The sequence below is a fragment of the Mycobacterium sp. WMMD1722 genome (assembly GCF_049315205.1).
Classification (GTDB): domain Bacteria; phylum Actinomycetota; class Actinomycetes; order Mycobacteriales; family Mycobacteriaceae; genus Mycobacterium.
Genome location: NZ_CP186056.1, coordinates 1,527,488 through 1,552,546, shown reverse-complemented (window position 1 = coordinate 1,552,546; position 25,059 = coordinate 1,527,488). Strand labels below are relative to the sequence as shown.

24 protein-coding genes are annotated in these 25,059 nt (G+C 68.6%); 10 read left to right on the top strand and 14 right to left on the bottom strand.

Features of this window, described 5'->3' with window-relative positions; all coding sequences use genetic code 11:
- Window positions 1-5: 5 nt before the first annotated feature.
- The 3 genes from ACN27E_RS07185 to ACN27E_RS07175 are packed head-to-tail and all read left to right on the top strand — an operon-like array spanning window position 6 to window position 4,640.
- Complete coding sequence (locus ACN27E_RS07185; protein WP_422747780.1) at window positions 6-1,661, top strand: ABC transporter substrate-binding protein; 1,656 nt, start codon at window positions 6-8, stop codon at window positions 1,659-1,661.
- Window positions 1,662-1,687: 26 nt separating this feature from the next.
- Window positions 1,688-2,221, top strand: coding sequence for an adenine phosphoribosyltransferase (locus ACN27E_RS07180; protein ID WP_422749692.1), 534 nt, complete (start codon window positions 1,688-1,690; stop codon window positions 2,219-2,221).
- Window positions 2,222-2,273: 52 nt separating this feature from the next.
- Window positions 2,274-4,640: a RelA/SpoT family protein gene (locus ACN27E_RS07175; RefSeq protein ID WP_422747778.1), complete on the top strand. Its 2,367-nt coding sequence runs from the start codon at window positions 2,274-2,276 to the stop codon at window positions 4,638-4,640.
- Window positions 4,641-4,767: 127 nt separating this feature from the next.
- Here the strand turns inward: ACN27E_RS07175 and ACN27E_RS07170 are convergent, their stop codons facing one another.
- Window positions 4,768-5,814: a peptidylprolyl isomerase gene (locus tag ACN27E_RS07170; protein ID WP_422747776.1), complete on the bottom strand. Its 1,047-nt coding sequence runs from the start codon at window positions 5,812-5,814 to the stop codon at window positions 4,768-4,770.
- Window positions 5,815-5,824: 10 nt separating this feature from the next.
- Window positions 5,825-6,721 carry a peptidylprolyl isomerase gene (locus ACN27E_RS07165; protein WP_422747775.1) on the bottom strand — a complete coding sequence of 299 codons (897 nt, stop codon included), beginning with the start codon at window positions 6,719-6,721 and terminating at the stop codon, window positions 5,825-5,827.
- Window positions 6,722-6,879: 158 nt separating this feature from the next.
- On the opposite strand from ACN27E_RS07165, the gene ACN27E_RS07160 reads away from it, so the two are divergent.
- On the top strand, window positions 6,880-7,545 hold the full coding sequence (locus ACN27E_RS07160) for an MBL fold metallo-hydrolase (protein ID WP_422747773.1): 666 nt from the start codon (window positions 6,880-6,882) through the stop codon (window positions 7,543-7,545).
- Window positions 7,542-8,789 (top strand): histidine--tRNA ligase, encoded by a 1,248-nt coding sequence (gene hisS, locus ACN27E_RS07155; RefSeq protein ID WP_422747771.1) that lies wholly within the window; start codon window positions 7,542-7,544, stop codon window positions 8,787-8,789. The genes ACN27E_RS07160 and hisS overlap by 4 nt, the downstream gene beginning before the upstream one ends.
- Before the next feature lie 126 nt (window positions 8,790-8,915).
- On the opposite strand, the gene ACN27E_RS07150 is transcribed toward hisS, so the two are convergent.
- Window positions 8,916-10,067, bottom strand: coding sequence for a zinc-binding dehydrogenase (locus ACN27E_RS07150; protein ID WP_422747770.1), 1,152 nt, complete (start codon window positions 10,065-10,067; stop codon window positions 8,916-8,918).
- Window positions 10,068-10,133: 66 nt separating this feature from the next.
- Here ACN27E_RS07150 and ACN27E_RS07145 point away from each other — a divergent pair, with 66 nt between their 5' ends.
- Window positions 10,134-10,535, top strand: a complete 402-nt coding sequence (locus ACN27E_RS07145) for a hypothetical protein (protein ID WP_422747769.1) — start codon at window positions 10,134-10,136, stop codon at window positions 10,533-10,535.
- A 71-nt stretch (window positions 10,536-10,606) separates the two neighbouring features.
- Here the strand turns inward: ACN27E_RS07145 and ACN27E_RS07140 are convergent, their stop codons facing one another.
- Window positions 10,607-11,848 (bottom strand): MFS transporter, encoded by a 1,242-nt coding sequence (locus ACN27E_RS07140; RefSeq protein ID WP_422747768.1) that lies wholly within the window; start codon window positions 11,846-11,848, stop codon window positions 10,607-10,609.
- A gap of 130 nt (window positions 11,849-11,978) precedes the next feature.
- Here ACN27E_RS07140 and ACN27E_RS07135 point away from each other — a divergent pair, with 130 nt between their 5' ends.
- Entirely contained in the window at window positions 11,979-12,626 is a 648-nt protein-coding gene (locus ACN27E_RS07135; RefSeq protein WP_422747766.1) for a response regulator, read from the top strand.
- Window positions 12,627-12,629: 3 nt separating this feature from the next.
- On the opposite strand, the gene ACN27E_RS07130 is transcribed toward ACN27E_RS07135, so the two are convergent.
- From ACN27E_RS07130 to urtA, 6 genes are read right to left on the bottom strand one after another with little or no spacing between them, the layout of a single operon-like run.
- Window positions 12,630-13,808 carry a sensor histidine kinase gene (locus ACN27E_RS07130; protein WP_422747765.1) on the bottom strand — a complete coding sequence of 393 codons (1,179 nt, stop codon included), beginning with the start codon at window positions 13,806-13,808 and terminating at the stop codon, window positions 12,630-12,632.
- A gap of 48 nt (window positions 13,809-13,856) precedes the next feature.
- Window positions 13,857-14,549, bottom strand: a complete 693-nt coding sequence (urtE, locus tag ACN27E_RS07125) for an urea ABC transporter ATP-binding subunit UrtE (protein WP_422747763.1) — start codon at window positions 14,547-14,549, stop codon at window positions 13,857-13,859.
- Complete coding sequence (gene urtD / locus ACN27E_RS07120) at window positions 14,550-15,362, bottom strand: urea ABC transporter ATP-binding protein UrtD (protein ID WP_422747761.1); 813 nt, start codon at window positions 15,360-15,362, stop codon at window positions 14,550-14,552. It abuts the gene before it with no gap.
- Window positions 15,359-16,468 carry an urea ABC transporter permease subunit UrtC gene (gene urtC, locus ACN27E_RS07115; protein ID WP_422747760.1) on the bottom strand — a complete coding sequence of 370 codons (1,110 nt, stop codon included), beginning with the start codon at window positions 16,466-16,468 and terminating at the stop codon, window positions 15,359-15,361. Before urtC ends, urtD begins: the two co-directional genes overlap by 4 nt.
- On the bottom strand, window positions 16,465-17,349 hold the full coding sequence (urtB, locus tag ACN27E_RS07110) for an urea ABC transporter permease subunit UrtB (RefSeq protein ID WP_422747759.1): 885 nt from the start codon (window positions 17,347-17,349) through the stop codon (window positions 16,465-16,467). The genes urtC and urtB overlap by 4 nt, the downstream gene beginning before the upstream one ends.
- A gap of 10 nt (window positions 17,350-17,359) precedes the next feature.
- Window positions 17,360-18,625: an urea ABC transporter substrate-binding protein gene (gene urtA / locus ACN27E_RS07105; protein WP_422747757.1), complete on the bottom strand. Its 1,266-nt coding sequence runs from the start codon at window positions 18,623-18,625 to the stop codon at window positions 17,360-17,362.
- A 238-nt stretch (window positions 18,626-18,863) separates the two neighbouring features.
- Here urtA and ACN27E_RS07100 point away from each other — a divergent pair, with 238 nt between their 5' ends.
- Window positions 18,864-19,271, top strand: a complete 408-nt coding sequence (locus ACN27E_RS07100; protein ID WP_422747756.1) for a hypothetical protein — start codon at window positions 18,864-18,866, stop codon at window positions 19,269-19,271.
- 325 nt (window positions 19,272-19,596) lie between these two features.
- On the opposite strand, the gene ACN27E_RS07095 is transcribed toward ACN27E_RS07100, so the two are convergent.
- On the bottom strand, window positions 19,597-19,800 hold the full coding sequence (locus ACN27E_RS07095) for a cold-shock protein (RefSeq protein ID WP_422747755.1): 204 nt from the start codon (window positions 19,798-19,800) through the stop codon (window positions 19,597-19,599).
- A 111-nt stretch (window positions 19,801-19,911) separates the two neighbouring features.
- Here ACN27E_RS07095 and ACN27E_RS07090 point away from each other — a divergent pair, with 111 nt between their 5' ends.
- A complete protein-coding gene (locus tag ACN27E_RS07090; RefSeq protein ID WP_422749690.1) occupies window positions 19,912-20,937 on the top strand; it encodes an Rv2578c family radical SAM protein in 1,026 nt (341 codons plus the stop codon).
- Window positions 20,938-20,943: 6 nt separating this feature from the next.
- Here the strand turns inward: ACN27E_RS07090 and ACN27E_RS07085 are convergent, their stop codons facing one another.
- From ACN27E_RS07085 to ACN27E_RS07075, 3 genes are all read right to left on the bottom strand, one after another.
- Window positions 20,944-22,218, bottom strand: a complete 1,275-nt coding sequence (locus ACN27E_RS07085; protein ID WP_422747753.1) for an acyl-CoA dehydrogenase family protein — start codon at window positions 22,216-22,218, stop codon at window positions 20,944-20,946.
- Window positions 22,215-23,345, bottom strand: a complete 1,131-nt coding sequence (locus tag ACN27E_RS07080) for an acyl-CoA dehydrogenase family protein (protein WP_422747751.1) — start codon at window positions 23,343-23,345, stop codon at window positions 22,215-22,217. Before ACN27E_RS07080 ends, ACN27E_RS07085 begins: the two co-directional genes overlap by 4 nt.
- A 90-nt stretch (window positions 23,346-23,435) precedes the next feature.
- On the bottom strand, window positions 23,436-24,068 hold the full coding sequence (locus tag ACN27E_RS07075; RefSeq protein WP_422747749.1) for a TetR/AcrR family transcriptional regulator: 633 nt from the start codon (window positions 24,066-24,068) through the stop codon (window positions 23,436-23,438).
- A gap of 98 nt (window positions 24,069-24,166) precedes the next feature.
- Between ACN27E_RS07075 and ACN27E_RS07070 the strand changes: the two genes are divergently transcribed.
- Window positions 24,167-25,057: an acyl-CoA thioesterase gene (locus tag ACN27E_RS07070; protein WP_422747747.1), complete on the top strand. Its 891-nt coding sequence runs from the start codon at window positions 24,167-24,169 to the stop codon at window positions 25,055-25,057.
- Window positions 25,058-25,059 lie beyond the last annotated feature (2 nt).

Genomic DNA, 25,059 nt, shown 5'->3' with positions numbered 1-25,059 from the left:
TCCGCATGGCAGTCCGGACCCGGCGCGCCTCGGTGGTCGCCTCGGTGGTGACGCTGGTCGGTGCCCTCGGGCTGAGTTCGTGCATGGGCAGTGCCGCCGATTCGGTGGACTATGCCGTCGACGGTGCCCTGGTCACCTACAACCCGAACACCGTCGCCGGTGCCGGCTCCGGGGCCGCGCAGGCCTTCGCCCGCGTGCTGACCGGGTTCAACTATCACGGTCCCGACGGGCAGGTCGTGGGCGACCACGACTTCGGCTCGATCGCGGTGGTCGGGCGCGCCCCGCTCATCCTCGACTACACGATCAACGACAAAGCCGTGTACTCCGACGGCAAACCGATCACCTGCGACGACATGGTGCTGACGTGGGCGGCCCAGTCGGGGCGCTTTCCGCAGTTCGACGCCGCCAGCCGAGCCGGATACGCCGACATCGCCCGGGTGGACTGCCAACCCGGCCAGAAGCGGGCACGGGTGTCTTTCGCCCAGGACCGCAGTCTCGTCGACTTCGGTCAGCTGTTCGCGGCGACGACGCTGATGCCGTCGCATGTGCTGGCCGACCAGCTCGGCGTAGACGTCACCGCGGCGCTGCAGTCCGCTGACCTGCCGGCGGTCGACCGTATTGCGCAAGCGTGGAACACCACCTGGGACCTGCGGGCCGGCCTGAGCGCCGACGATCTCAAGCGGTTCCCGTCGTCGGGGCCCTACAAGCTGGACTCGGTGACCGACCAGGGCGCCGTCGTGCTGGTGGCCAACGACAAATGGTGGGGGGCACCGGCGATCACCGACCGGGTCACGGTGTGGCCGCTGGGTGCCGATATCCAGGAGCGGGTCAATGAGGGCGCGTTCGACGTCGTCGACATCGCCACCGGGTCCTCGGGAACCTTGAACCTGCCCGAGGACTACGTCCGCAGCGACAATCCGTCCGCCGGTGTCGAGCAGCTGATCTTCGCTCCGCGCGGGCCGCTGGCCGCGCCGCCCGCGCGCCGGGCGCTGGCGTCCTGCACCCCGCGCGATGTGATCGCCCGCAACGCCGAGGTGCCGATCAGCAACTCGCGGCTCAACCCGGCCAACGAGGATGCGTTCGGTACGGCCGAGGCGACGCCGGACGCGGCGCAATTCGTGGCCGCCAATCCGGTCGCGGCCCGGGAGGCGCTGGAGAACCGGCCGCTGACGGTGCGTATCGGATACCAGAGTCCCAACGCCCGGCTGGCCGCCACGGTCGGTGCCATCGCCAAGGCGTGCGAGCCTGCGGGTATCACGGTGCAGGATGCCGCGGGCGCCGGCGTGGGACCGCTTTCCTTGCGCAACAACGAGATCGACGTCCTCATCGCGAGTACCGGCGGCGCGGCGGGTAGCGGTTCGACGGGTTCCTCGGCCTTGGACGCCTATGCACTGCACACCGGCAACGGCGACAATCTCAGCGGGTACAGCAACGAGCGCGTCGACGGGATCATCGCAGCGCTGGCCGTGACCTCGGATCCGAAGGAACTCGCACGCCTGCTGTCGGAGGGGTCGCCGATTCTCTGGGCGGACATGCCGACCCTGCCGCTGTACCGTCAGCAGCGCACATTGCTGACGTCGTCGAAGATGTTCGCGGTGAGCAGCAATCCGACGCGGTGGGGCGCCGGCTGGAACATGGACCGGTGGAGGCTCTCGCAGTGACATCCGGTGGGCAGGAGCGAATCGACATGGGGCAAGGCGCCCAGATATCCGAGCTCATCGCGTCCCTGATGCGCGAGGTGCCCGACTTCCCGGAGCCCGGCATCGCGTTCAAGGATTTGACGCCACTGCTGGCGGATCCGAAAGGGCTGTCCGCGGTGACCGACGCGTTGGCGGCCACCGCCGAGGGCGCCGATCTGGTGGCCGGGATCGACGCGCGCGGATTCCTGCTGGGCGCAGCGGTCGCGCTGCGGCTCGGGACCGGTGTGCTCGCCGTCCGCAAGGGCGGCAAATTACCCCCGCCGGTGCACAGCCAGACCTATGACCTCGAATACGGCAGCGCCACCCTGGAGATTCCGGCCGACGGCACCGACATCTCCGGGCGCACCGTGGTGATCATCGACGACGTGCTGGCCACCGGCGGCACGGTGGCCGCGGCCGAGCGGCTGCTGACCAGTGGTGGGGCCGCCGTGCGCAATGCCGCGGTGGTGCTCGAACTGACCGCCCTGGGCGGGCGCGAGGTGGTGGCACCGCTGGAGGTCACCAGCCTCTACACCGTGTGAGGTCTATCCTCGAATTCTGTCCCTGACCCAACAGTGACTGGGAGGTGTGCTGATGGCGGACTCGACGGGCACCACCGATGCGAGCTCCAACGCACCCGTCACTGCGCCGCTGCCGGTGATCGACATCCCCGAGCCGCCGCCGGATCCGCCCAAGAGCACCTCCAGCGCGTCGCGGCGGGTGCGCGCGCGGCTCGCCCGCCGGATGACCTCGCAGCGCAGCACGGTCAACCCGGTGCTCGAACCGCTGGTGGCGGTGCACCGGGAGATCTACCCGAAGGCCGACCTGAGCCTGCTGCAGCGAGCCTACGAGGTGGCCGACAAGCGCCACGCCGATCAGTTGCGTCGCTCCGGCGACCCGTACATCACCCACCCGCTGGCCGTGGCGAACATCCTGGCCGAGCTGGGCATGGACACCACCACACTGGTGGCCGCTCTGCTGCACGACACGGTGGAGGACACCGGCTACACCCTGGAGGCGCTGACCGCCGAGTTCGGCAGTGAGGTCGGCCATCTCGTCGACGGGGTGACCAAACTCGACAAGGTGGTGCTGGGCACCGCCGCCGAGGGCGAGACGATCCGCAAGATGATCATCGCGATGGCCCGTGACCCGCGGGTGCTGGTGATCAAGGTGGCCGACCGGCTGCACAACATGCGCACCATGCGCTTCCTGCCGCCCGAGAAGCAGGCCCGCAAGGCCCGTGAGACCCTGGAAGTCATTGCGCCCCTTGCGCATCGGCTCGGAATGGCGACGGTCAAATGGGAGCTGGAGGATCTGTCGTTCGCGATCCTGCACCCCAAGAAGTACGACGAGATCGTGCGGTTGGTCGCCGACCGCGCCCCGTCGCGGGACACCTATCTGGCCAAGGTCCGCGCCGAGATCGTCAACACGCTGACCAAGTCGAAGATCAACGCCACCGTCGAGGGCAGGCCCAAGCACTACTGGTCGATCTACCAGAAGATGATCGTCAAGGGCCGCGACTTCGACGACATCCACGACCTGGTCGGTGTCCGCATCCTGTGCGACGAGATCCGCGACTGCTATGCAGCCGTCGGGGTCGTGCACTCGCTGTGGCAGCCGATGGCGGGCCGGTTCAAGGACTACATCGCCCAGCCCCGCTACGGGGTCTACCAATCGCTGCACACCACGGTCGTCGGGCCCGAGGGCAAACCGCTCGAGGTTCAGATCCGCACCCGCGATATGCACCGCACCGCCGAATACGGCATCGCGGCACATTGGCGCTACAAAGAGGTCAAGGGACGCAACGGAGTTCCCGCGGGCAACGCCGCCGCCGAGATCGACGATATGGCCTGGATGCGTCAGCTGCTCGACTGGCAGCGGGAGGCCGCCGACCCGGGTGAGTTCCTGGAGTCGCTGCGCTACGACCTCGCGGTGCAGGAGATCTTCGTCTTCACCCCCAAGGGCGACGTGATCACCCTGCCCGCCGGGTCCACTCCGGTCGACTTCGCCTACGCGGTGCACACCGAGGTCGGACACCGCTGTATCGGCGCCCGGGTCAACGGACGGCTGGTCGCGCTGGAGCGCAAGCTGGAGAACGGTGAGGTCGTCGAGATCTTCACCTCCAAGGCGCCCAACGCCGGGCCGTCGCGGGACTGGCAGACCTTTGTGGTGTCTCCGCGGGCCAAAGCCAAGATCCGGCAGTGGTTCGCCAAGGAACGCCGCGAGGAGGCGCTCGAGGCGGGTAAGGACGCGATCGGCCGCGAGGTGCGCCGCGGAGGGTTGCCGCTGCAGCGACTGATGAATGCCGAGTCGATGGCGGCGCTGGCGCGTGAACTGCGCTACGTCGACGTGTCGGCGCTCTACACCGCAGTGGGTGAGGGCCACGTGTCGGCGCGTCACGTCGTGCAGCGCCTGCTTGCCCAGTTCGGTGGCGACGACGCCGCCGAGGACGAACTCGCCGAACGTTCGACACCGGCGACCATGCCGGTGCGTCAGCGCAACACCGAGGACACCGGCGTCGCGGTGCCCGGTGCGCCCGGCGTGCTGACCAAGCTGGCCAAGTGCTGCACCCCGGTGCCCGGCGACCAGATCATGGGTTTCGTCACGCGCGGCGGCGGGGTCAGCGTGCACCGCACCGACTGCACCAACGCCGAATCGCTGCAGCAGCAGGCCGAACGGATCATCGACGTCGAATGGGCGCCGTCACCATCGTCGGTGTTCCTGGTCGCCATCCAGGTCGAGGCGCTCGATCGGCACCGGTTGCTGTCCGACGTCACCCGGGTGCTGGCCGACGAGAAGGTGAACATCCTCTCGGCATCGGTCACCACGTCCAACGACCGCGTGGCGATCAGCCGGTTCACCTTCGAGATGGGTGACCCCAAGCATCTGGGTTATCTGCTGCGGGTGGTCCGCAACGTCGAGGGCGTGTACGACGTGTACCGCGTCACCTCCGCGGCCTGACGATGCCGGCGAGGTACGAGCTCGGAGGAGGACGGCCGCAATCAGGCCCGGCGGCCTGACGATGCCGGCGAGGTACGAGCTCGGAGGAGGACGGCCGCAATCAGGCCCGGCGGCCTGATTACGTCGGTCAGTCCAGCCGGGCCGAGGCGATGATCACCGGGTTGGCGGGCCTGCCGTCGTCGGCGCCGCCGGCAACACCGGCCGCGGCGATCCGGTCCAGCGTCGCCAGACCGGTGCCGTCGACCGCCCCGAACACCGTGTATCGCGGTGGCAGCAGGGTGTCCTCGTAGATCAGATAGAACTGGCTGCCGTTGCTGTTCGGACCGGTGTTGGCCATTGCGACGGTGCCGCGCGGATACAGCGTCTTGCCCCGCAGTTCGGGATCGGCCATCCGGTATTGATTCGTCGGGTACTCGTCGGCGAAACGGTAGCCCGGTCCGCCGTTCCCGTCCCCGCTCGGGTCGCCACACTGCAACAGGCGCATATCCGGCGCTGCGGTCAGCCGGTGGCACGTCGTCCCGTCGTAGAAGCCCTGCTGGGCCAGGCTGACGAAGTTGTTGACGGTGCACGGCGAGATGCCGTTCTTCAGCGACAGCCCGATATTGCCCGCCGAGGTGGTGATGCTGACGCTGACCCGTTCCGGCTGGGTCGGAACCCGGCCGCTGCGGGGCGGGGCGACGGGCCGGGGGGCCGGGGCGCCGCCGGTCGGGTACTGGCAGTTCGCGCCCACCGTCGGCGACGGCCGGAACGGCGGGAGGTCGAGGGGAATCTGCGGCGCCGCGGTCACCGTGGGGCCGTCACGGCGCAGCCGGTCGTTCTCCACGCTGTCGACGACCGCCATGATGAACAGCACGCTGAGGATGATGACGACGATCGCCACCACGGTCAGCACATACCCGAGGACCAGCCCGGCGACGGCGAGCCCGCGACCCTCCTCGCCGGTGCGCTTGATCTGCCGCAGCGAGATGTGGCCGAACAGGATGCCCAGCGGCGCGAACACGAACGCGCACACCAGCGACGCGATGGCCAGCGCGTTCGTGCCGCGCGGAGCCGGTGGCGGCGGGTAGCCGACGGGCCCTGCGGGCGGGTAGCCGCCCGGATACCCCGGGGGATACCCGGCCGGCTGGTCGGGATACTCCGGATAGTCGGGATACGGGTTCGGCGGGTAGGTCACGGGGTGGGGGTCAGTCCAGCAGCACCGACGTCACCTTGACCGGGGTGGCCGGCGGTCCGTCCTGGCCGCCGCCTTCGACGCCCGCTGCGGCGATCTTGTCCAGGGTCGCCAGCCCGGTGTCGTCGATCCGGCCGAACGCGGTGTAGGCGGGCGGAAGCTGGGAGTCCTGATAGACCAGGAAGAACTGGCTGCCGTTGGTATTGGGCCCGGCGTTGGCCATGGCCAGCGTGCCGCGGGGGTAGACGACCGGTTCCTGCAGGGCCGGGTCGTCGGGCTGGTACTGGTTGGTCGGATATTCATTGGCGAACTCGTAGCCCGGACCGCCGGTGCCCTTACCGGTCGGGTCACCGCACTGCAGCACCGACAGGCTGGGGCTGGTGGTCAGCCGGTGGCACGGTGTGTTGTTGAAGTAACCCTGCTGGGCCAGGCTGGCGAAGCTGTTCACCGTGCACGGCGCCTTCGCGTTGTCCAGGAGCAAGCCGAGGTTGCCCTGGTCGGTGCTCATGCTGGCGCTGATCTCACCCGGATCGGTCGGCACCTTTCCGCTGCGCGGCGGCTTGACCGGCTTGCTCGCCGGGCCGGCCGCGGGGTACTGGCAGTCCGAGCCCAGGCCGGCGGGGGCGGCGAAGGCGGGCAGCTGGCCGTTGCCGCCGCTGGGCGCGGGCGGGGTGAGCGAGCCTTCGACCGGGGTCGGCGTGGTGGTGGCGGCCGATGCGGTGCCGCCGGTGCCCGAGTCGTCGCGGGTGAACACGACGGTCGCCACCACGGCGGCGATCACCACCACCGCGGCGGCGGCGGACCCGGCGATCGTCAGGATCTTGCGTTTGCGGGCCTGCTGCTCCCGGCGTTCGAGCTGTCGCTCCAGCTTGCGCTTGGCCGCTTCACGCCGTTGTTCGTTGGTCGGCACCGCCGCTATCCCTCCTCGCACGTGCGATCGGTCGACCGCACCGGTTTCGGCAACGAGTGTGCCAAAGCTTGCTGAGGAACAGGTGAAGGACCCGGTTGTGCGGGGGACCCGCGGTGGCGCCGCAGAGACAACGCTGAAGGCATGGGAAACTTGCTCACGTGTTGATCACCGGATTCCCGGCGGGTGTGCTCGCGTGCAACTGCTACGTGTTGGCGCAGCGGCCGGGGTCGGACGCCGTCGTCGTCGACCCGGGCCAGCGGGCGATGGGGCCGCTACGGCGCGTCCTCGACGAACACCGGCTGACCCCCGCCGCGGTGCTGCTCACCCACGGACACATCGATCACATCTGGTCGGCGCAGAAGGTGGCCGACACCTACGGCTGTCCGGCGTTCATCCATCCCGAGGACCGCTTCATGCTGACCGACCCGATCAAGGGTTTCGGCCCCCGAGTGGGGCAGGTGCTGCTCGGCGCGCTGTTCCGTGAGCCGCGCCAGCTGATCGAACTCGACCGCGACGGCGACAAACTCGACCTCGGCGGCATCGTGGTGACGGTGGATCACACGCCCGGGCATACGAAGGGGTCGGTGGTGTTCCGGCTCAGTGGTGACTCCGCGCAGGTCGCGCTGACCGGGGACACCCTGTTCAAGCAGTCGGTGGGGCGCACCGATCTACCCGGCGGCAGCGGTCGCGAGCTGCTGGGGTCGATCGTCGACAAGCTGCTGGTCCTCGACGACGACACCGTGGTGCTGCCCGGGCACGGACCGCGATCCACCATCGGCGACGAACGCCGGGCGAATCCGTTCCTCGAGGGGCTGACGCGATGACCCAGCCGTTCCAGGCGCCCAAGGGCGTCCCGGATTATCTGCCGCCCGAGTCTGCGGCGTTCGTCGCCGTGCGCGACGGGCTGCTCGGCGCCGCCCGGCGCGCCGGCTACGGCGATGTGGAATTGCCGATCTTCGAGGACACCGCTCTGTTCGCGCGCGGCGTGGGGGAGTCCACCGACGTGGTGTCCAAGGAGATGTACACCTTCGCCGACCGGGGGGAACGTTCGGTGACGTTGCGCCCCGAGGGCACCGCCGGGGTGATCCGCGCAGTGATCCAGCACCGACTCGACCGGGGCGCGCTGCCGGTCAAGCTGTGTTATTCGGGGCCGTTCTTCCGGTACGAGCGTCCGCAGGCGGGACGGTACCGCCAACTACAGCAGGTCGGGGTCGAGGCGATCGGTGTCGACGATCCGGCCCTGGACGCCGAGGTGATCGCCGTCGCCGATGGGGGGTTCCGGTCGCTGGGCCTGTCGGGGTTTCGGCTGGAGATCACCTCGCTGGGCGACGACACCTGCCGGCCGCAGTATCGGGAGTTGTTGCAGGAGTTCCTGTTCGGGTTGGACCTCGACGAAGAGACCCGCCGACGGGCGGAGATCAACCCGCTGCGCGTTCTCGACGACAAGCGGCCGCACGTACGGGAGATGACCGCGGGTGCGCCTCTGATGCTCGACCACCTGTCCGACAGCGCCGCAACGCATTTCGAGGCGGTGCAGGAGCATCTGAGGGCGTTGGAGGTGCCGTACGTCATCAATCCACGGATGGTGCGCGGCCTGGACTACTACACCAAGACCACCTTCGAATTCGTTCACGACGGTCTCGGTGCCCAGTCGGGGATCGGTGGCGGTGGCCGCTACGACGGGTTGATGGGGCGGCTCGGCGGCCAGGACGTCTCAGGGATCGGATTCGGGCTGGGTGTGGATCGCACCGTGCTGGCGTTGCAGGCCGAGGGCAAGACGGTCGGCGCGACGTCGAACTGCGACGTCTACGCCATCCCCGCCGCACCGCAGGCCAAGGTGCGCGCCGGTGTCCTGGCCGCCGACTTGCGCCGGGCCGGCGTCCGCACCGACGTGGCGTACGGGGACCGGAGCCTGAAGGCCGCGCTGCGGGCGGCCGACCGCAGCGGTGCCGCGATCGCGTTGATCGTCGAGCCCGAAGCGGTGAGGCTCAAGGACCTGTCCAACGGCGAGCAGACCGACGTCGCGGCCGACAGCGTTGTCGCCGAGGTCCTTTCGCGACTGAGTTAGCCGGATCGCCGAGTGTGCAGGGGTGGCGCCGAGTGTGCAATCAGGGCGGCCCTGCGCCCGATCTCACGCCCTGAGTGCACACCGGACGCCGTCATTGCACACTCGATGGGCGTCACGGCGCGTTCGCTAGAGCGACGTCGACGCCGACTGCGGGTCGACGAGGATCTTCGCGTGCGCTTCGGCGGTGCCGAGCACGTCGAAGGCGGCGGCCACCCCATCCAGTCCCACGGTGCCGGTGACGAGCGCCGACGCGTCGACCTTGCCGTCGGCGAGCAGATGCAACGTGTCCCGGAATTCCAGTGGGGTGTAGCCGAAGACGAAGCGCATGTCGATCTCCTTGCTGATCGCCATCGCCGGGCGCAGCCGGTCCTCACCCATGCACACGCCGACGACGATCACCCGCGACGCCAGTGGTGCCGATCCCACGATGCCGTCGATCATGCCCGGCACGCCGACGCACTCGAACACCACCGGCCGCTTGGGCCCCGCGGCCCCGAGTGTGTCGGCGATCCGGTAGAGGTGCTGCCAGCCCGGTAGCTTACGCAGCTTCTCCATCGACCCCATCCCCAGCTCGTAGAGGGCCGGAGCTTCAGTGATCGCCCCGGCGAGGCCGGCATACGGCGAGTCGACGGACGGGTCCACGACCGTGTGCGCACCGCAGCGTCTGGCCAGATCGCGCCGCACGGCGGAGAAGTCACTGGCGACGATCGTGCGCACGCCGAGGGTCTTCAGATGGCAGATCACGGCCAGACCGACCGGTCCGCATCCGATCACGACGGCGGTGTCCCGCCGGCCGATCTCGCTGCGACGCACGGCGTGCAGCGCGACGGCCATCGGCTCGGTCAGTGCGGCGGTGTCGAGGTCCAGCCCGTTGGGGACGGCGAACGTCATGGCGGCCTCGGCGAGTACACCCTCGGCGTAAGCGCCCGGGGCGCGCGGCGACAAGCCCGTCAGGTGCACACCGTCCGCGGCGCGCACCAACGGGAACGAGACCACCGGCGTGCCGACCCGGAACCGGCGCCCGACGCCCTTGCCGCGTTCGGCGACCTCACCGCAGAATTCGTGGCCGAGCACCACGGGTGTGTCGGAGCGCATGAAGTCGGGGTATCCCACCTGCTCCATCAGCCCGGTCAGCTCGTCGGCGTGATCCTTGGCATGCAGGTCGGAACCGCAGATACCGCATCGGCGCACCTCGAGCAGCAGCTGGCCGCGCGCGGGTCGTGGATCGGGCAAGTCCGCTACCGACAGGCTGCCGTGCTGACAGACGACGGCTTTCACGCGTGCACCGGGTTCATGGGGGCATTATGCGCCCCGGGTGGGCCGGCCCTGGTTACCCTTCGGAACATGGCAGGTCCGACCTCCGCTCCTGGGTCCGCCCGACCGTTTCTCCTCGCGGCCCGCGTGTTCGCGGTCGCCACCGTGCTGGTGGTCTTCGTGTCCTTCGGCACCGCGGGAGTGCTGGTCCAGCAGGGCCGGGCCGAGGAGGTGCACGGGTACGCGGCGATCGCACTGCACGTGGTGAGTGCCGGCCTGCTGGTCAGTGTGGGTGGGCTCGTATACGAGCGACGCCGGCACTGGTGGGCGGCGATCGTCGCGGCGCTGCTGCTGATCTACACCTTCATCCAGGCCGCGCTCGGCGACTCGGGCAGGTTGTCCCTGCACATTCCCGGCGCATTGCTCGTCGCCGGGGCGGCGGTCTGGCTGACCACGTGGCTATTGGTCACGCGCTTCGACGAGGTGAGCTGACGGCATCGTTGAGCACCTGATCGAGGTTGCCGACCCCGCCGGTGACCGGATTGCCCGACACCAGGACGCGCTCAGGCCTGCCCGCGGCCGGGCGCTCCGGCGGCGACGGCGACGGCCACCGCACTCAGCACCGCCATCACCGCCACCGGCCACCGCTGCGTGAACAGTTCGGCGATCTCGCCGACCACGGCTCCGGCGACACAGGAGGTCAGGGCGACGAGCGCGGCGCCCAGACCGATCAGGGCCGCCCGGTCACCGCTGAGCGCGAAGGCCCCCACCCAGGTGATCGACGCCGCGTACACCGCCTGGTTCGCGACGGTCACCAGCAGGAACACCGCGGCGAGCACCCAAGGCGAGGACCACATGCCCGCCGTCTCGGCGGCCAGGCACGCCACCGCGGCCACCGTGCTCATCGTCGCGCTGCCCACGAGCATGCCCCGCACGCCGAAGGCCCGGTGAACGCGCCGCCACAGCACCGAACCCACCACCAGCGCAACGCTGGACACCACCACCAGGATCGGCAGTTTGTCGTGCCCGTGCGCCGAGCGCAGGCAGTAGAAGGTGTTGCCCAGCGCCACCGGAACGAACACCACCTGGGTGCCCGCGTAGCGGCGGTACCAGGTGTGGGACCGGGCCGCGCGCAGCCCGTCGCGCAGGGTGTCGGGCAACGTACGCCGCACCGGCTCCGACGGCAGGCGCACCGGGCCGATGAACAGCGCGGCGACCCCGGCGGCGACCAGACCAGCCGCGCCCAGCCAGAGCAGGTCGACGTTCTTGGCCATCGCGTCGCCGTGCGCGATCGCCGGAATCGCCAGCAACGTGACGATCGTGGCGACCACCGACCCGGCGGCGCTCTGACCCAGCAGCAGGTCACCGCGCCGCTCGGCGGTCAGCCGGCTCGAGGCGACGTCGGTGAACGCCACATTCGTCACCCCGGACCCGACGCCCAGCGCGCACGCGGTGAGGAGGAATGCGCCCGCGGTGAGCCAGCGCCCGGCCCCGCTGGCGGTGACGACGGCATCGAATGCCACCAGCGTGGCCATCGCCGACACCGCCGCGGCCACCACGACGTGCCGGTGCCGGCGCGACCAGTGCAGCAGAAACGGCGAGAGCGAATTGCCGGCCGCGGTGCCGATGCTGAACGCGGGGTAGAGCAGGGCGGCCAGCCAGCCCAGTCCGCGCTGGACACAGATGAACGGCAGGACGACCGAGACGTTGCTCAGCCGGGTGCCGGCGACGTAGCAGGTCGCATGGGCCATGAGCCGGCCGAAGCGGGCGGGCGCAACCTGGTCGCAGGTCAGCTGAGCGGTCATGTTCTGACCGTAGAAATGCCTGGGGCCGAACCATATCGGGCGATCGGATGGTTTACCGGTGGATTCTGCATCCACCGATCGGGGGATGGTGCGGGCGACCGTGGGAGCGGGACGGGAGACAATGGCGGGCGTGACCCAGCGCTCCGAGCGGATCGAGGTCGTCGTCGCCGACGACCATCCCGTCTTCCGGCAGGGGGTGGTGCGGGTGTTGGCTGCCAGCGGTCGCGTCGACGTCCTCGCCGATGTCGGCGACGGCCGGGCTGCCCTCGAGGCCATCCGGGAACTGCGGCCCGCGGTCGCGCTCATCGACTTCCGCATGCCCGAGCTGGACGGTCCGCAGGTCGCCCATGCCGTGCTGCGCGACGGGCTGCCGACGCACGTGGTGCTGCTGAGTGCCTTCGACGACAGCTCGCTGGTGCACAAGGCCCTCTCGGCCGGGGCGAGCGGCTACCTTACCAAGGAGGCCGATCCGGACGAGATCGTCGCCGCCGTGGTCAGTTGCGCCGCGGGCAAAGGCTATCTGCCCCCGGGGCTGGCGATCGGCCTGGCGTCGCAGGTGCGTGCGCAGGCCCGCCGGGACGAACTCCAGTTGACCCCGCGCGAGCTGGAGGTGATCCAGATGATCGCCAAGGGCCGGTCGGTGCCGCAGATCGCCGCCGATCTGCACCTCGCGGCGAGCACGGTGAAGACCCACGTGCAGAAGCTCTACGAGAAGCTGGGCGTCTCGGATCGCGGCGCCGCGGTCGCCGAGGCGATGCGTCGCGGACTGCTGGAGTGACCGTCAGCCGCGCCGCGGTAGGCGGATGCGGACGTGGGTGCCGACCGGTTCGGGCACGACGATGAAGGTGCCGCCGGCCGCCTCGATCCTCGCCCGCTGAGAGGCCAGCCCGATGTGCCCCTCGGCGAGCCGGCGCGCCGGCGCCTGCGCGTCGATGCCGACCCCGTCGTCGGCGACGTCAAGCTGGGTCACGTGGCCGTCGTCGGTCAGGGTCACCGACGCCCGCGTCGCCTGTGCGTGCCGCGTGACGTTGGCCAGTAGTTCGCGTGCCGCGGCGAACACGATGGCGTCGCTGGGGCCCGCCTGCGGATGGTCGACGGACGCGGTGATCTCGATCCCGGCGCGGGCCGCGGTGAACGACGCGAGCCGCTCGACGGCCACCCCGAGTCCGGCCTGCTCGAGGACGGCGGGATGGAGCTCGAACGTGGTCTCGCGCAACTGCTCCGCGGCGGTGCGCAGGCTGGCGTCGGCGTAGCCGGCCTCCTCGCTGGGTGAGCGCTTGGCCAGCTGGCGGATCTGCTGGCGCGCCGCGAGGACTTCCTGCAGCGGGCCGTCGTGCAGCGTCTCGGAGATCTGGCGGCGCTGCGCATCGGATGCGGTCATGATGTCGACGAGCAGCGCTTCCCGCGATGCGCTGAGTGCGGCGATGTCGGCCACCTGCAACACCTGGACGTGCACCAGCAAATATGTTGTGCAGCAGAGGAATGCGTATATCGCGACCAGGAACAGCGCCTCATCCCAGCCGAGTTGGGGGCGGATGGTCTGATCTTCGACGATCACCGCGGCGAAGGCGGCGACCGAGAACGCCAGCAGTGCCGCGGCCCGACGGCTGGACACCTCCAATGCCACCATGAGCGGCGCCATCGCCGTCATCAGCAGCGGGATGTAGGCGCCGGTCGAGATCAGCTGGATACCGAAGATGGCGGCGACGTCCAAGGTCGGCAGCAGGAACGGCGAGCGACCAACCGCCGCGGGCGATCTCGGTGCGCGCACGGCGACGGTCACCGCCCACCCAGCGGCAAGAGCGTAGCCGCCCAGCAGCACCGCCTGCCATCCCCACTCGACCGACCGGGTACCGATGAACGCCGCATAGGCCAGAAACACGATCACACCGATGCGCAGTACCGCGGCGATCTTCACCGAGCGCAGGCGGTGGCTGCGGTCCGCAGAGGTGGTGCTCATGGCCTGTCACGCTAGAGGCCCGCGGTGAGATCCGGCCAGACAGTTCGGTCAGATGGTCATGGCGGCACGCACGTCGGCTTCGGACGCCGAGCCTCCGGTACCGCTGTGGGTGATCCGGCCCGCCTCCAGAATGTAGTAGCGCTGCGACGACTCCAGGGCGAACCCGATGTGTTGTTCTACCAGGAGCACCCCCAGATCGCCGCGGGCCGTCAGCGCGGTGATGGCCGCCTCGATCTCGGCCACCACCGACGGCTGGATGCCTTCGGTGGGTTCGTCGAGGATCAGGCATCTCGGGCCGGTGATCAGCGCGCGTGCGATGGCAAGTTGCTGACGCTGGCCGCCGGAGAGGAGTCCGGCGCGGCGGGGGAGCAGCTCCTTGAGCGCGGGGAAGAGGTCGAGCTGTTCGTCGATGAGCCGACGGCCGTTCTTCCGGCCGTCGGCGACCACCTGCAGGTTCTCCGCGGTGGTCAGTTGGCCGAACGACTGCTGGCCCTGGGGCACGTAGGCCAGACCGCGGGCCACCCTGGCGCTGGGCCGCAACCGGGTGATGTCCTCACCGTCGAAGAGCACCTTGCCGCGTGTGCACTTGAGCAGTCCGACCGCTGCGCGCAGCAGGGTGGTCTTCCCGGCGCCGTTGTGGCCCATCACCGCGGCCACCCCGTCGCGGGGCACCTCGATGTCCGCGCCGTGGATGACCTCCGAACGGCCGTAGCCGGTGCGGACGTCGACGAGCTGCAGCATCTACGAACCCTCCTGGATTCCGTCGGCGCCCGCGGCGGCGGTACCGAGATAGACCTCCTGAACCTTCGGGTTGGCCTGCACCTCGGCCACCGAACCCTCGGCGATGACCTGGCCGCGGGCCAGCACCGTCACCGACGTCGCGAACGCCCGCATGAAATCCATGTCGTGTTCGACCACGACCACGGTGCGTTCCCCGCCGATGCGGCGCAGGAGGTTTCCGGTCTCTTCGCGTTCCTCGGTGCTCATGCCGGCGACCGGTTCGTCGAGCAGCAGGACGTCGGCGTTCTGCACCAGCAGCATGCCGATCTCCAACCATTGCTTCTGGCCGTGGGCCAGAACCCCGGCGGGCTGGTCGACCAGCCCGCTGAGTCCGATCGTCTCGAGCGCCTCCTCGATGGCGGGCAGCACTCCGTGCCGGCGGCGCAGCAGACTCCAGGGCGACCGGTGTGCACCGGCGGCGATGTCGAGATTCTGCAGCACGGTCAGCTGTTCGAAGACGCTCGCGGTCTGGAATGTCCGTCCCACACCGAGTTTGGCGATCTGGTGCACCTTCTTGCCGAGCAGTTCGGCGCCGGACTTGTTCACCGATCCGGTGGCCTTGACCAGTCCGGTGATGGCGTCGATGACGGTGGTCTTGCCCGCGCCGTTCGGGCCGATGAGGAAGCGCAGATCGCCCTGGAACAGGGTGAGATCGACGTCGCTGACCGCCTTGAAGCCGTCGAAGTCGACCGTGAGTCCCCGCACCTGCAGATACTGAGCGCCCATCCCGGCGTTGCCGCCGACCACCGGGTCACGGTCAGTGGCGGCGGTCATGTGGCTGCTCCCACTGTCTCGGGCTGCTCGTCGGGCTCGGTCACCGCGGTGTCGGGCTTGGTGGTCTTGCGGCGCCGCCGTTTGAGCAGCACGCCGAGCCCGGCCAGGCCCGCGGGGAAGAAGCCGACCACGATGATGAACATCAGACCCTGGGCATAGATCCACTCCGACGGGAATCGTTCGGAGAACAGCGTCTGGGCCCACGCGACGCCGATGGCGCCCAGCACCGGACCCAGCAGCGTGGTGCGGCCGCCGATGGCGACGCCGATCAGGAAGGCGATCGAGGGCAGGATGCCCACCTGGGACGGCGCCATGAACCCGACGATCGGCGCGAACAGGGCACCGGCGATGCCGGCGAACAGCGCGGCCGCCGTATAGGCGACGACCTTGATGTTGGCCGGGTCGTAGCCGAGGAAGCGCACCCGCTCCTCACCGTCGCGCACCGCCACCAGCAGTTCGCCGTAGCGGCTGTGCATCAACTGGCGCACGACCGCCACCACGACGAGGAGCACGGCCGCCGCGATGAAGTAGAGCATCTGCTTGTTGACCGGATCGTTGAGCGCGAAGCCGAAGAACGTGCGGAAGTTGGTCAGCCCGTTGCTGCCGCCGAGGCCGGTCTGACCGACCAGCAGGATGGCCAGCGCCGCGGCGAGCGCCTGGGACAGGATCGCGAAGTACGCGCCCTTGACCCGACGTTTGAACACCCCGAAGCCCAACGCCGCCGCGATGCCGGTGGGAACGACGAGGATGGCCAGCACCGTGAAGGCGGGCGAGGCGAACGGCGCCCAGTAGGCGGGCAGTTCACGCACGCCGGCGATCTGCATGAAATCGGGCACGCCGCCGCCGCGTATCTGCGCATCGGCGATCTTGAGGTGCATGCCCATCATGTAACCGCCGAGGCCGAAGAAAACGCCCTGGCCGAGTACCAGCATTCCGCCGCGGCCCCACGCCAGCCCGATGCCGGCGGCGACGATGGCGAAGCACAGGAATTTGGCCAGCAGACCGAGCCGAAAATCGGACAGCACCGCGGGGGCGACCGCGAAGAGCAGTACGGCCGCCACCCCGAAGCCGGCCCAGGTCTGCCAGCGTCCCAATCGGGTTCTCACACGAGACTCCTTGTCCGCACGGTGAACAGGCCCTGCGGACGGACCTGCAGGAAGATCACGATGATCACGAAGACGATGACCTTGGCCAGCGATGCGGTGGTGTTGTATTCGATGAACGAGTTGAGGAAGCCCAGTGCCAGGGCGGCGATCACGGTGCCCTTGATCTGGCCCAGGCCGCCCACCACCACCACCAGGAATGCGTCGATCAGGAAGCTCTGACCGGTGGTCGGGCTGGTCGACCCGATCAGTGTCAGCGCCACCCCGGCCACCGCCGCCAGGCCCGAACCGATGAAGAAGGTGGTGATGTCGGTTTTGCGAGAGGAGATTCCGCTGGTTTCGGCGAGGTCGCGGTTCTGCACCACCGCGCGGATGCGCCGGCCCATGGGGCTGGTCTTGAGCACGGTGGCCAGCACCGCGACGCACGCCACCGCCAGCACCAGGATGAAGATGCGCGTTCGGGGAACCACCGCGCCGAAGATCTCGACACCGCCCGAGAGCCACGACGGCGCAACCACGTTCACCGCCGGCGCACCGAAGATGTCGCGGGCGATCTGCTGCAGGATCAGACCGACGCCAAAGGTGACCAACAGCGTGTCCAGCGGCCGGTGGTACATACGCTGGATCAGCGTCACCTCGAGCAGGGCACCCATCGCGCCACCGACGACGAATCCGACGGCCAGTGAGATCAGCAGCGACGCACCGGCGCTCGACACGATCTGCTGGATGACGTAGGCGGTGTAACAGCCGGCCATGATGAACTCGCCGTGGGCCATGTTGATGACGCCCATCTGCCCGAAGGTCAGCGAGAGCCCGAGCGCCGCCAGCAACAGGATCGAGCCGAGGCTCAATCCCGTTGCCAGCTGGCCGATCAGGATATCCATGCGCCGGTGCTCAGCTCGAGAGACCGGCGGCCCACGGGTAGGACTTCAGATACGGATCCGGCTCGATCGGACCGGGAGACTCCCAGATCGTGTAGATCAGCCCGTCGGGTCGGATCTCGCCGATGCGCGCGGTCTTGGTGATGTGGTGGTTCTCCCCGTCGATGGTGACCAGTCCCTCGGGCGCGTCGAACGTGACGCCGCCGGCATTGTCCTGGATCGCCTTGACGTCGAACGACTTCGCCTTCTCGACGGTGTTCTTCCACAGGTACACCGACACGTAGGCGGCTTCCATCGGGTCGGAGGTGGGCTTGTTCGCGCCGTAGGCCTTCTTGTAGGCCGCGACGAACGCATTGTTCACCGGCGTGTCGATGGTCTGGTAGTAGTTCCACGCGGTCAACTGGCCGGTGATGTTCTGGACGCCGATACCGCCGACCTCCTCTTCGGCGATCGACACCGAGACCACCGGCATGTCCTGTGGGGTCAGGCCGACGTTGCGGTATTCACGGAAGAACGCCACGTTCGAATCGCCGTTGAGGGTGTTGAACACAGCGTCGGCATCCGCGCCGCGCACCTTGTTGACGATGGTGGAGAAGTCGGTCGAGCCGAGCGGGGTGTAGTCCTCGCCCTTGATCTCGATGCCGTTGGCCGCAGCGTAGGCCTTGATGATGCGGTTGGCGGTCTGCGGGAACACGTAGTCACTGCCCACCAGGTAGAGCGATTTGACCCCGCGCTCCTTCAGATAGTCCAGCGCGGGCACGATCTGCTGGTTGGTGGTGGCCCCGGTGTAGAAGATGTTCTTCGACGCTTCGAGCCCCTCATACTGCACGGGGTAGTAGAGCAGCGAGTTGGCGCTTTCGAAGACCGGGAGCATGGCCTTGCGGCTCGACGACGTCCAGCCGCCGAAAACCGCTGCGACGCAATCACTGCTGATCAGCTTCTCGGCCTTCTCGGCGAACACCGTCGGCTCCGACGCGCCGTCTTCGCCGATCAGCTGGATCTGCTTGCCCATCACCCCGCCGGCGGCGTTGATCTCGTCGACCGCCAGCTTGATGGAGTCGCGCACGGTGACCTCCGAGATCGCCATCGTGCCCGACAGCGAGTTCAGCGATCCCACCTTGACGGTGGGTCCGGAGGTGTCCACGCACGACGATGCGGCGGTGCCTTCGGTGTCACCGGCCCGGCTACCACAGCCGGAGAGCACCAGACCTGCGGTCAGGACGATGCCGGTGGTGGCCAGGGCCGACTTCTTGAACGCGCTGCGCCGCGATGTTCGCATGGAGAGCCTCTCGTCGTGTCCGGTCGCGCGGTACGCCGATCGTTCGGCCCACGCGCAGAAGGGAAGACACCGTCGCGGTGTCGAATCGGGACGTTAGAGCGCCGGTGTTTCTGTGAAATGTCTGGATGTGACGAACGGGTTAACCCGTCGTACACCCGGTGTCGAGGGATCGTTCAGCGGGAAAGCACCAGGGCCCGAGGGTGGTAACGCGGCTCGGCGCGGCGCCGATGTGCTGAGCATGGGCACATCGACGACCCGGACCGCGACGGCGGTCCTGACGGCTTTGGCCGCGCTGGCGCTCAGCCAGGCGGCGGCCACCGCGGATCCGGCGGCACACACGGTGCGGTACACGATCACCACCACCAGTGAGGTGATGGCCAACATCTATTACGTCACCGCCGATCCGCCGAGCCAGGCCGAGGCCAATTCGCCGCAGTACATGCCGGCGGCGCGGGTGCTGGTGGGACCGGCGGCGCCGTGGACGATCGAGACCACGCTCGTCGATGCGAACCAGTGGGCGTTCGTCAGCGCGAGCGGCGGGCTGCGGGTGAATCCGGAGTTTCGATGCGAGATCTCGGTCGACGGTCAGGTGGTGACGTCACAGCAGGGGGGCAGTGGTGTCCAGTGCTCGCTGCGACCCTGGTGAGCGACCCTGGTGGGCGACCCCGGTGATGGGCCGGCGCGTGCGCGCGTAGGGTGGGGGTTGAGCCGTGGCGCCACGTGGTGTGGCTGCGGTGTTGCGTGGCCGAGCAACCGGCCGCATTTTCCGAGATTCGTCGTTAGGGATACCCCATGAATCACGATCCGCTTTTCTCGCATCCCACCGTGGAGACCGGTGCCGCCCCGCATTCGTCTGTGCCGGTGGAGAACCCGGAATTCTCTGATGGGAATCCGCCGAAACAGCGCTGACATCAGACAGATACAGAAGTGGGCCGCCGGAAAACCGGCGGCCCACGTTCGTGTGAGGTCTGTCAGATCGCGGTGACCGAGGTGGCCTGCGGACCTTTGGCGCCCTGGCCGATCTCGAACTCGACGCGCTGATTGTCTTCGAGGGTGCGGAATCCGCCGCCCTGGATCTCCGAGTAATGGACGAAAACGTCCTCAGAGCCGCCGTCGGGAGCGATGAAGCCGAAGCCCTTCTCGCTGTTGAACCATTTCACAGTTCCCTGTGCCATATTGCTGATTTCTTTCCATTCACGTGAATGCGAGCATGCATTCTGCCCCAAGGCTAACATGCCGGCACGGCGGATCTTGACACACGGTCGAACGTGCGTTCGAATGAAGGCATGCGCTGGGCCAATCAAGCTGTCGACGTCGATGACGGCGCGCTGCCAGGGCTGCAGCGCATCGGGTTCGTCCGCAGCGTGCGGACGCCGCAGTTCGAGGGCATGACCTTCCACGAGGTGCTGTGCAAGTCGGCACTCAACCGGGTGCCCAACGCCGCCATGCTGCCCTTCCAGTACACGGTCAACGGATACCGCGGTTGCTCACATGCCTGCCGGTACTGTTTCGCCCGGCCCACCCACGAATATCTCGACCTCGACGTCGGTGACGACTTCGACACCCAGGTGGTGGTGAAGACGAATGTCGCCGAGGTGTTGCGGCGGGAACTGCGCAGACCGTCCTGGCGGCGTGACACCGTCGCGCTGGGCACCAACACCGACCCCTACCAGCGCGCCGAGGGCAGGTACGCGCTGATGCCGGGAATCGTTGCCGCACTGGCCGATTCGGGGACCCCCTTCTCGATCCTGACCAAAGGGACGCTGCTGCGGCGTGATCTGCCGCTGATCGGCGATGCCGCGGGCACGGTCCGGGTCAGTGTCGCGGTGTCGCTGGCGGTGGGCGATCCGGAACTGCATCAGGACCTCGAGCCCGGCACGCCGTCGCCGCAGGCGCGGCTGGCGCTGATCCGGGCCATCTGCGAGGCCGGCCTGCAGTGCCATGTGATGGTGGCTCCGGTGCTGCCTCGGCTGACCGATTCGACGGAGCATCTCGATGATCTGCTCGGCCGAATCGCTGCGGCGGGGGCGGGCAGTGCGACGGTCTTCGGGCTGCACCTGCGCGGTGCGACGCGCGGATGGTTCATGTCCTGGCTGTCGCGTTCGCGCCCGGATCTGGTCGCCGACTATCAAACGCTCTACCGGCGCAGTGCGTATCTGCCCGCGGACTATCGCGAGATGCTGGCACGTCGTGCCGCGCCGCTGCTGGCCAGACACGGTCTGGTGGGTTCGCCGCGGATCGCGACGCCTGCGGCGGCGGCATCGGTGGCGCCGCTCGCCGCGCCCCGCCCCCCGGAGCTGACGCTGTTCTGAGAGTGCTCAGCTGCTGTTGCGCTTGACCTGGTTGAACGGAACCCCCTTGTCGGCGGCCAACTCCCGCGGGAAGCCCAGGATGCGCTCACCGATCACGTTGCGCGCCATCTCGGAGCTGCCACCGCCGAGCGAGCCGGTCTGGCGCGACAGGTAACGCACACCGATGTCGAGCAGCCCGGACAGTTCCGGGGCATCGGCACCGCCTTCGTCGATGACACCGGCGGTGCCGGCGATGGCCAGCGCGGTATCCACCTCCAGCTCGGTGGTCTCGGCGTGGAACAGCCGGATCAGCGTGCCCGCATTCGGCGGCAGTGAGCCGTCGCCGATACCGCGGAACACGTGGTCGACGAGCTGGTCCTTGACGATCCGCCGGACGAACGCGCGGCCCGCGAGGTCCTGGATGCGGGGGTCGTCACCCTGTCCGGTCGCCGCGGCCAGACCGACGTGGTCGGGCGGCATCTCGCTGGCGTTCTCGGCGGCGGTGCCGCTGGCGAACTCCGATCCGCCGCCGACGGCCCGGCGCTCGTGGAAGAGCTGGCGCGTCGCGACCTCCCAGCCCTTGTTGACCTCGCCCACCACGGCGTCGTCACCGAGTTCGAGGCCGTCGAAGAATTCCTCGCAGAACTCCTCGTTGCCGTTGACCTCCTTGATCCGCCGCATCGTGATGCCGGGGGACTTCAGCGGAACGAGGAACATCGTCAGACCCTCGTGCTTGGGCACGCTCCAGTCGGTGCGGGCCAGCAGCAGCCCGTAATCCGCGGCGAAGGCGCTGGTGCTCCAGGTCTTGGCACCGTTGATGATCCAGGTGTCACCGCGTTTGTCCGCCCGGGTGATCACGCCGGCCAGGTCGGAGCCGCCGCTGGGCTCGGACAGCAATTGACACAGCACCTCGTCGCCGCGCACGGCCGCGGAGATCCGGTCGCGCTTCTGGTTCGCGGTGCCCATGTCCAGGAGGGTGGCTGCGCAGATCGTGAACGTGGGCACGTTGAGGATCAACGGCATCTCATAGCAGCGGCATTCGGCGTTGAACGCCTTCTGGTAGGCGTAGTCCAATCCCAGCCCGCCGTATTCGCGGGGGAAACAGATGCCGGCGAAACCGCCCCTGTACAAACGCTTCTGGAGTTCCTGGGCCCGGTCCCACGAGGCCTGATCGGCGCGCACCGAGAACGGCGGGTGATCCGGGTCGATGGGCGGCATGTTCTCGGCGAGCCAGGCCCGGGCCCGGGCGGCGAAGTCCTGAACCGATTCGGCGGTCTGCGTGGGCGTCATGGTGTCGGTCATGCCGGAACCTCCGCGGCGCTCAGCCGGTAGACAGCGCGGTGGTGCTCCTCCGGTGACCCGAACAGGGCCCGGTAGAGCGCCACCCGGCGCAGGTACAGGTGCAGGTCGTGCTCCCAGGTGACGCCGATCCCGCCGTGCAGCTGCACGCAATCCTGCAGCATCACCGGGGCGCGTTCGGCGACATAAGCTTTCGCGACACTGACGAGTAGTTCGGCGTCCGGCGCGCGTTCCGCCACCGCGCGCACCGCACCCGAGGTTGTGCCGCGCGCGGCTTCGAACCACATCTTCATGTCGGCGGCCCGGTGTTTGAGAGCCTGATAGGACGCCAGCGGCCGGCCGAAGCTGTGGCGGTCGGCGAGCCACCGATTGGTCATCGTCAACACGGCGTCGAGGATCCCGACGATCTCGGCACACTGCAGCACCAGCGCGATCTGACGCTGTCGTTCGATGATTGCCGGGGTCTGCCCGGCGGTCCCCACGGCGGCGGATGCACCGATCTGCACGCCGTCGAACTGCACGCGCGCATAACGTTTCACCAGGTCAACGGACTTCTGCGCGGTAACCGTCACCCCAGGCGCAGCGGTCGGCACCAGGAACTGCCGGAGCTCGCCGTCCGATTCGGCGACCACCAGCACCGCCCCGCTCTCGGCGCCGGCCTCGACCCGGTCCTTCACGCCGTCGATGCGATAGCCGTCGTCGGTGCGGGTGGCCGTCGTCCGAGCGGATGTCGGAGTGAACGGCCGGGTCGGTTCGTACACCGCCCACGAGGCGATGAGGTCGCCGGCCACCAGCGCGTCGATCGTGTCCTGGTGACCGTCGGGCGCCTCGACCAGCCCGGCGAGCACGACACTGACCGGGTGCAGCGGCCCGGGCGCCACCGTACGGCCGGCGTGTTCGGCGATCATCGCCAGATCGGCCACCCCGTTACCGGATACGCTGCCGCCGCCGAGGTCTTCGGGCACCAACAGGCTGGCCCAGCCCAGTTCGGCGGCGCGCTGCCACCATTCGGGGGCGAATGCGGCGTCGCGGGCGTGCAGTTCCCGCACGTGACTCAGCGACGCCTGCTTCTCGAGGAAGGTGGCCGCAGTGGAGGCGAACAGCAGCTGTTCCGGGGTGGCGGTGGTCATGTCGCAGGCAAACCGGGATGCGAGGGCTCGTATAGGGACATATCCGCCTCCTGGAATGACGTTCGCGCTATGCGGTAATGACATTACCACTCACGACGGCGTGGGCTGTTCGAGGCTGCGCACGCAGAAGGTGAAGATGTGCTCGGCCTCGACCGGGTGGCCGGTGAGCTCGGCTCCCAATACCCGCAGCCGCGCGGCGCCCAGAGCGGTCTGCATGATCAGCGCGGCGCAGGTCTGCGGGTCGATGTCAGCCCGGAATGCCTGCTCGTCGATGCCGCGCCGGATGATGTCGCTGATCAGGGCGTGCAGCGGTGCCAGCACCCTGGCGTAATCCCGCGGCAGGGTCTCGGCGAGGTGGTCGTTGTAGAACGTCAGGCCGCGGTTCAACCGACCCTGGGCTTTCGAGCCGGCGGGCACGCAGATCCGGTCGATCAGCGTTCGCAGCGCCGTCCGGCTGGGCTGGTCGTCGGTGGCGGCGCGCCAGCGCATCGTCGACTCGGACATGATCCGGTCGATCAGGGCGAGCAACAGTTCGTCCTTGGTGGAGAAATGTTGATAAAAGGAGCGAAGCGACGTCTTGGACCGCTCGACCACCTCGAGCACCGTGAAGTCGGTCCGTCCGGTCTCGCCGAGGATGTCCAGCGCGGACCGCATGAAGCGCTGCGGGCGGGTCTCGCCGCTGTCGGTCGCGGTGTCCGGCGTGCGTCCATCGGGCTTCGCCATGTGTGGGCACCTTCCCTCGCGCTGAGAATGACGTTACCGCTTTGGCAGAAGGCTATGTAGCTTCTCTGGGGACGCAACCACACAGAAGGGCTCGCGAGATGACCGATTCGACTCAGACATCGGAACAGACGCAGTGGACGGTGGCCACCCTGCTCGACCTGTTCGACGCCCGGCCGGTGGGCGATGACCACTACACCGCCGACTCGGGGCCGGCGGCCGCCGACGAACGCCAGGTGGTGGAAGGAACGCAGGTCCTGGCGCAGGCCATTGTCGCCGTGGCCAAGCGGTTCGAGGGCAAGTCGGTGCGTTCGGTGCATGCGGTGTTCGCCCGGGCCGTACTCGCCGGACCGCCGGTCGATCTCGCGGTCGACGTCGTCGCCGAGGGCCGGTCGACGGCCACCGCGGTGGTCACCGCCGCACAGAACGGCAAGCGCTGCATCACCGTCACCGTCTTCACCGACGTGCCGTCCGCCGACGTCATCCGTCACCATCTGCCGCGTCCGCAGGTGGCCGCGCCCGCCGAGGCGAACGACGCGGGGATGGCGATGACCGGCCGGCAGGTGCGACTGGTCGACATCGTCGACGTCAACAGTCCCGACGAGGTGGGCCCACCGGAGATCCATGCCTGGGTGCACTACGACCCGGTCCCGCAGCGTGACGATCTCGCCAAGGCGCTGATCGCGTATTTCACCGGCCACCTTGGCATTTCGACGACGATGCGCGCGCACGAGGGCATCGGTACCGCGCAGGCGCATCTGACGGTGTCGACCGCTCCGATGACCGTCACCGTCAGCTTCCACGAGCCGGTGCGCTGGAACGGCTGGCTGCTCTACGGTCACGAGAGCACCCAGGTCGGTGCGGGGATGTCCTATGTACGCGGGACGGTGCACACCGAGGAAGGGCAGCTGATCGCATCGTTCACCCAGGACGGTTTGATCCGCCCGCTGCGCACCAGCGATACGACCATCGACGAGCAGTCCCGCCTCTGACT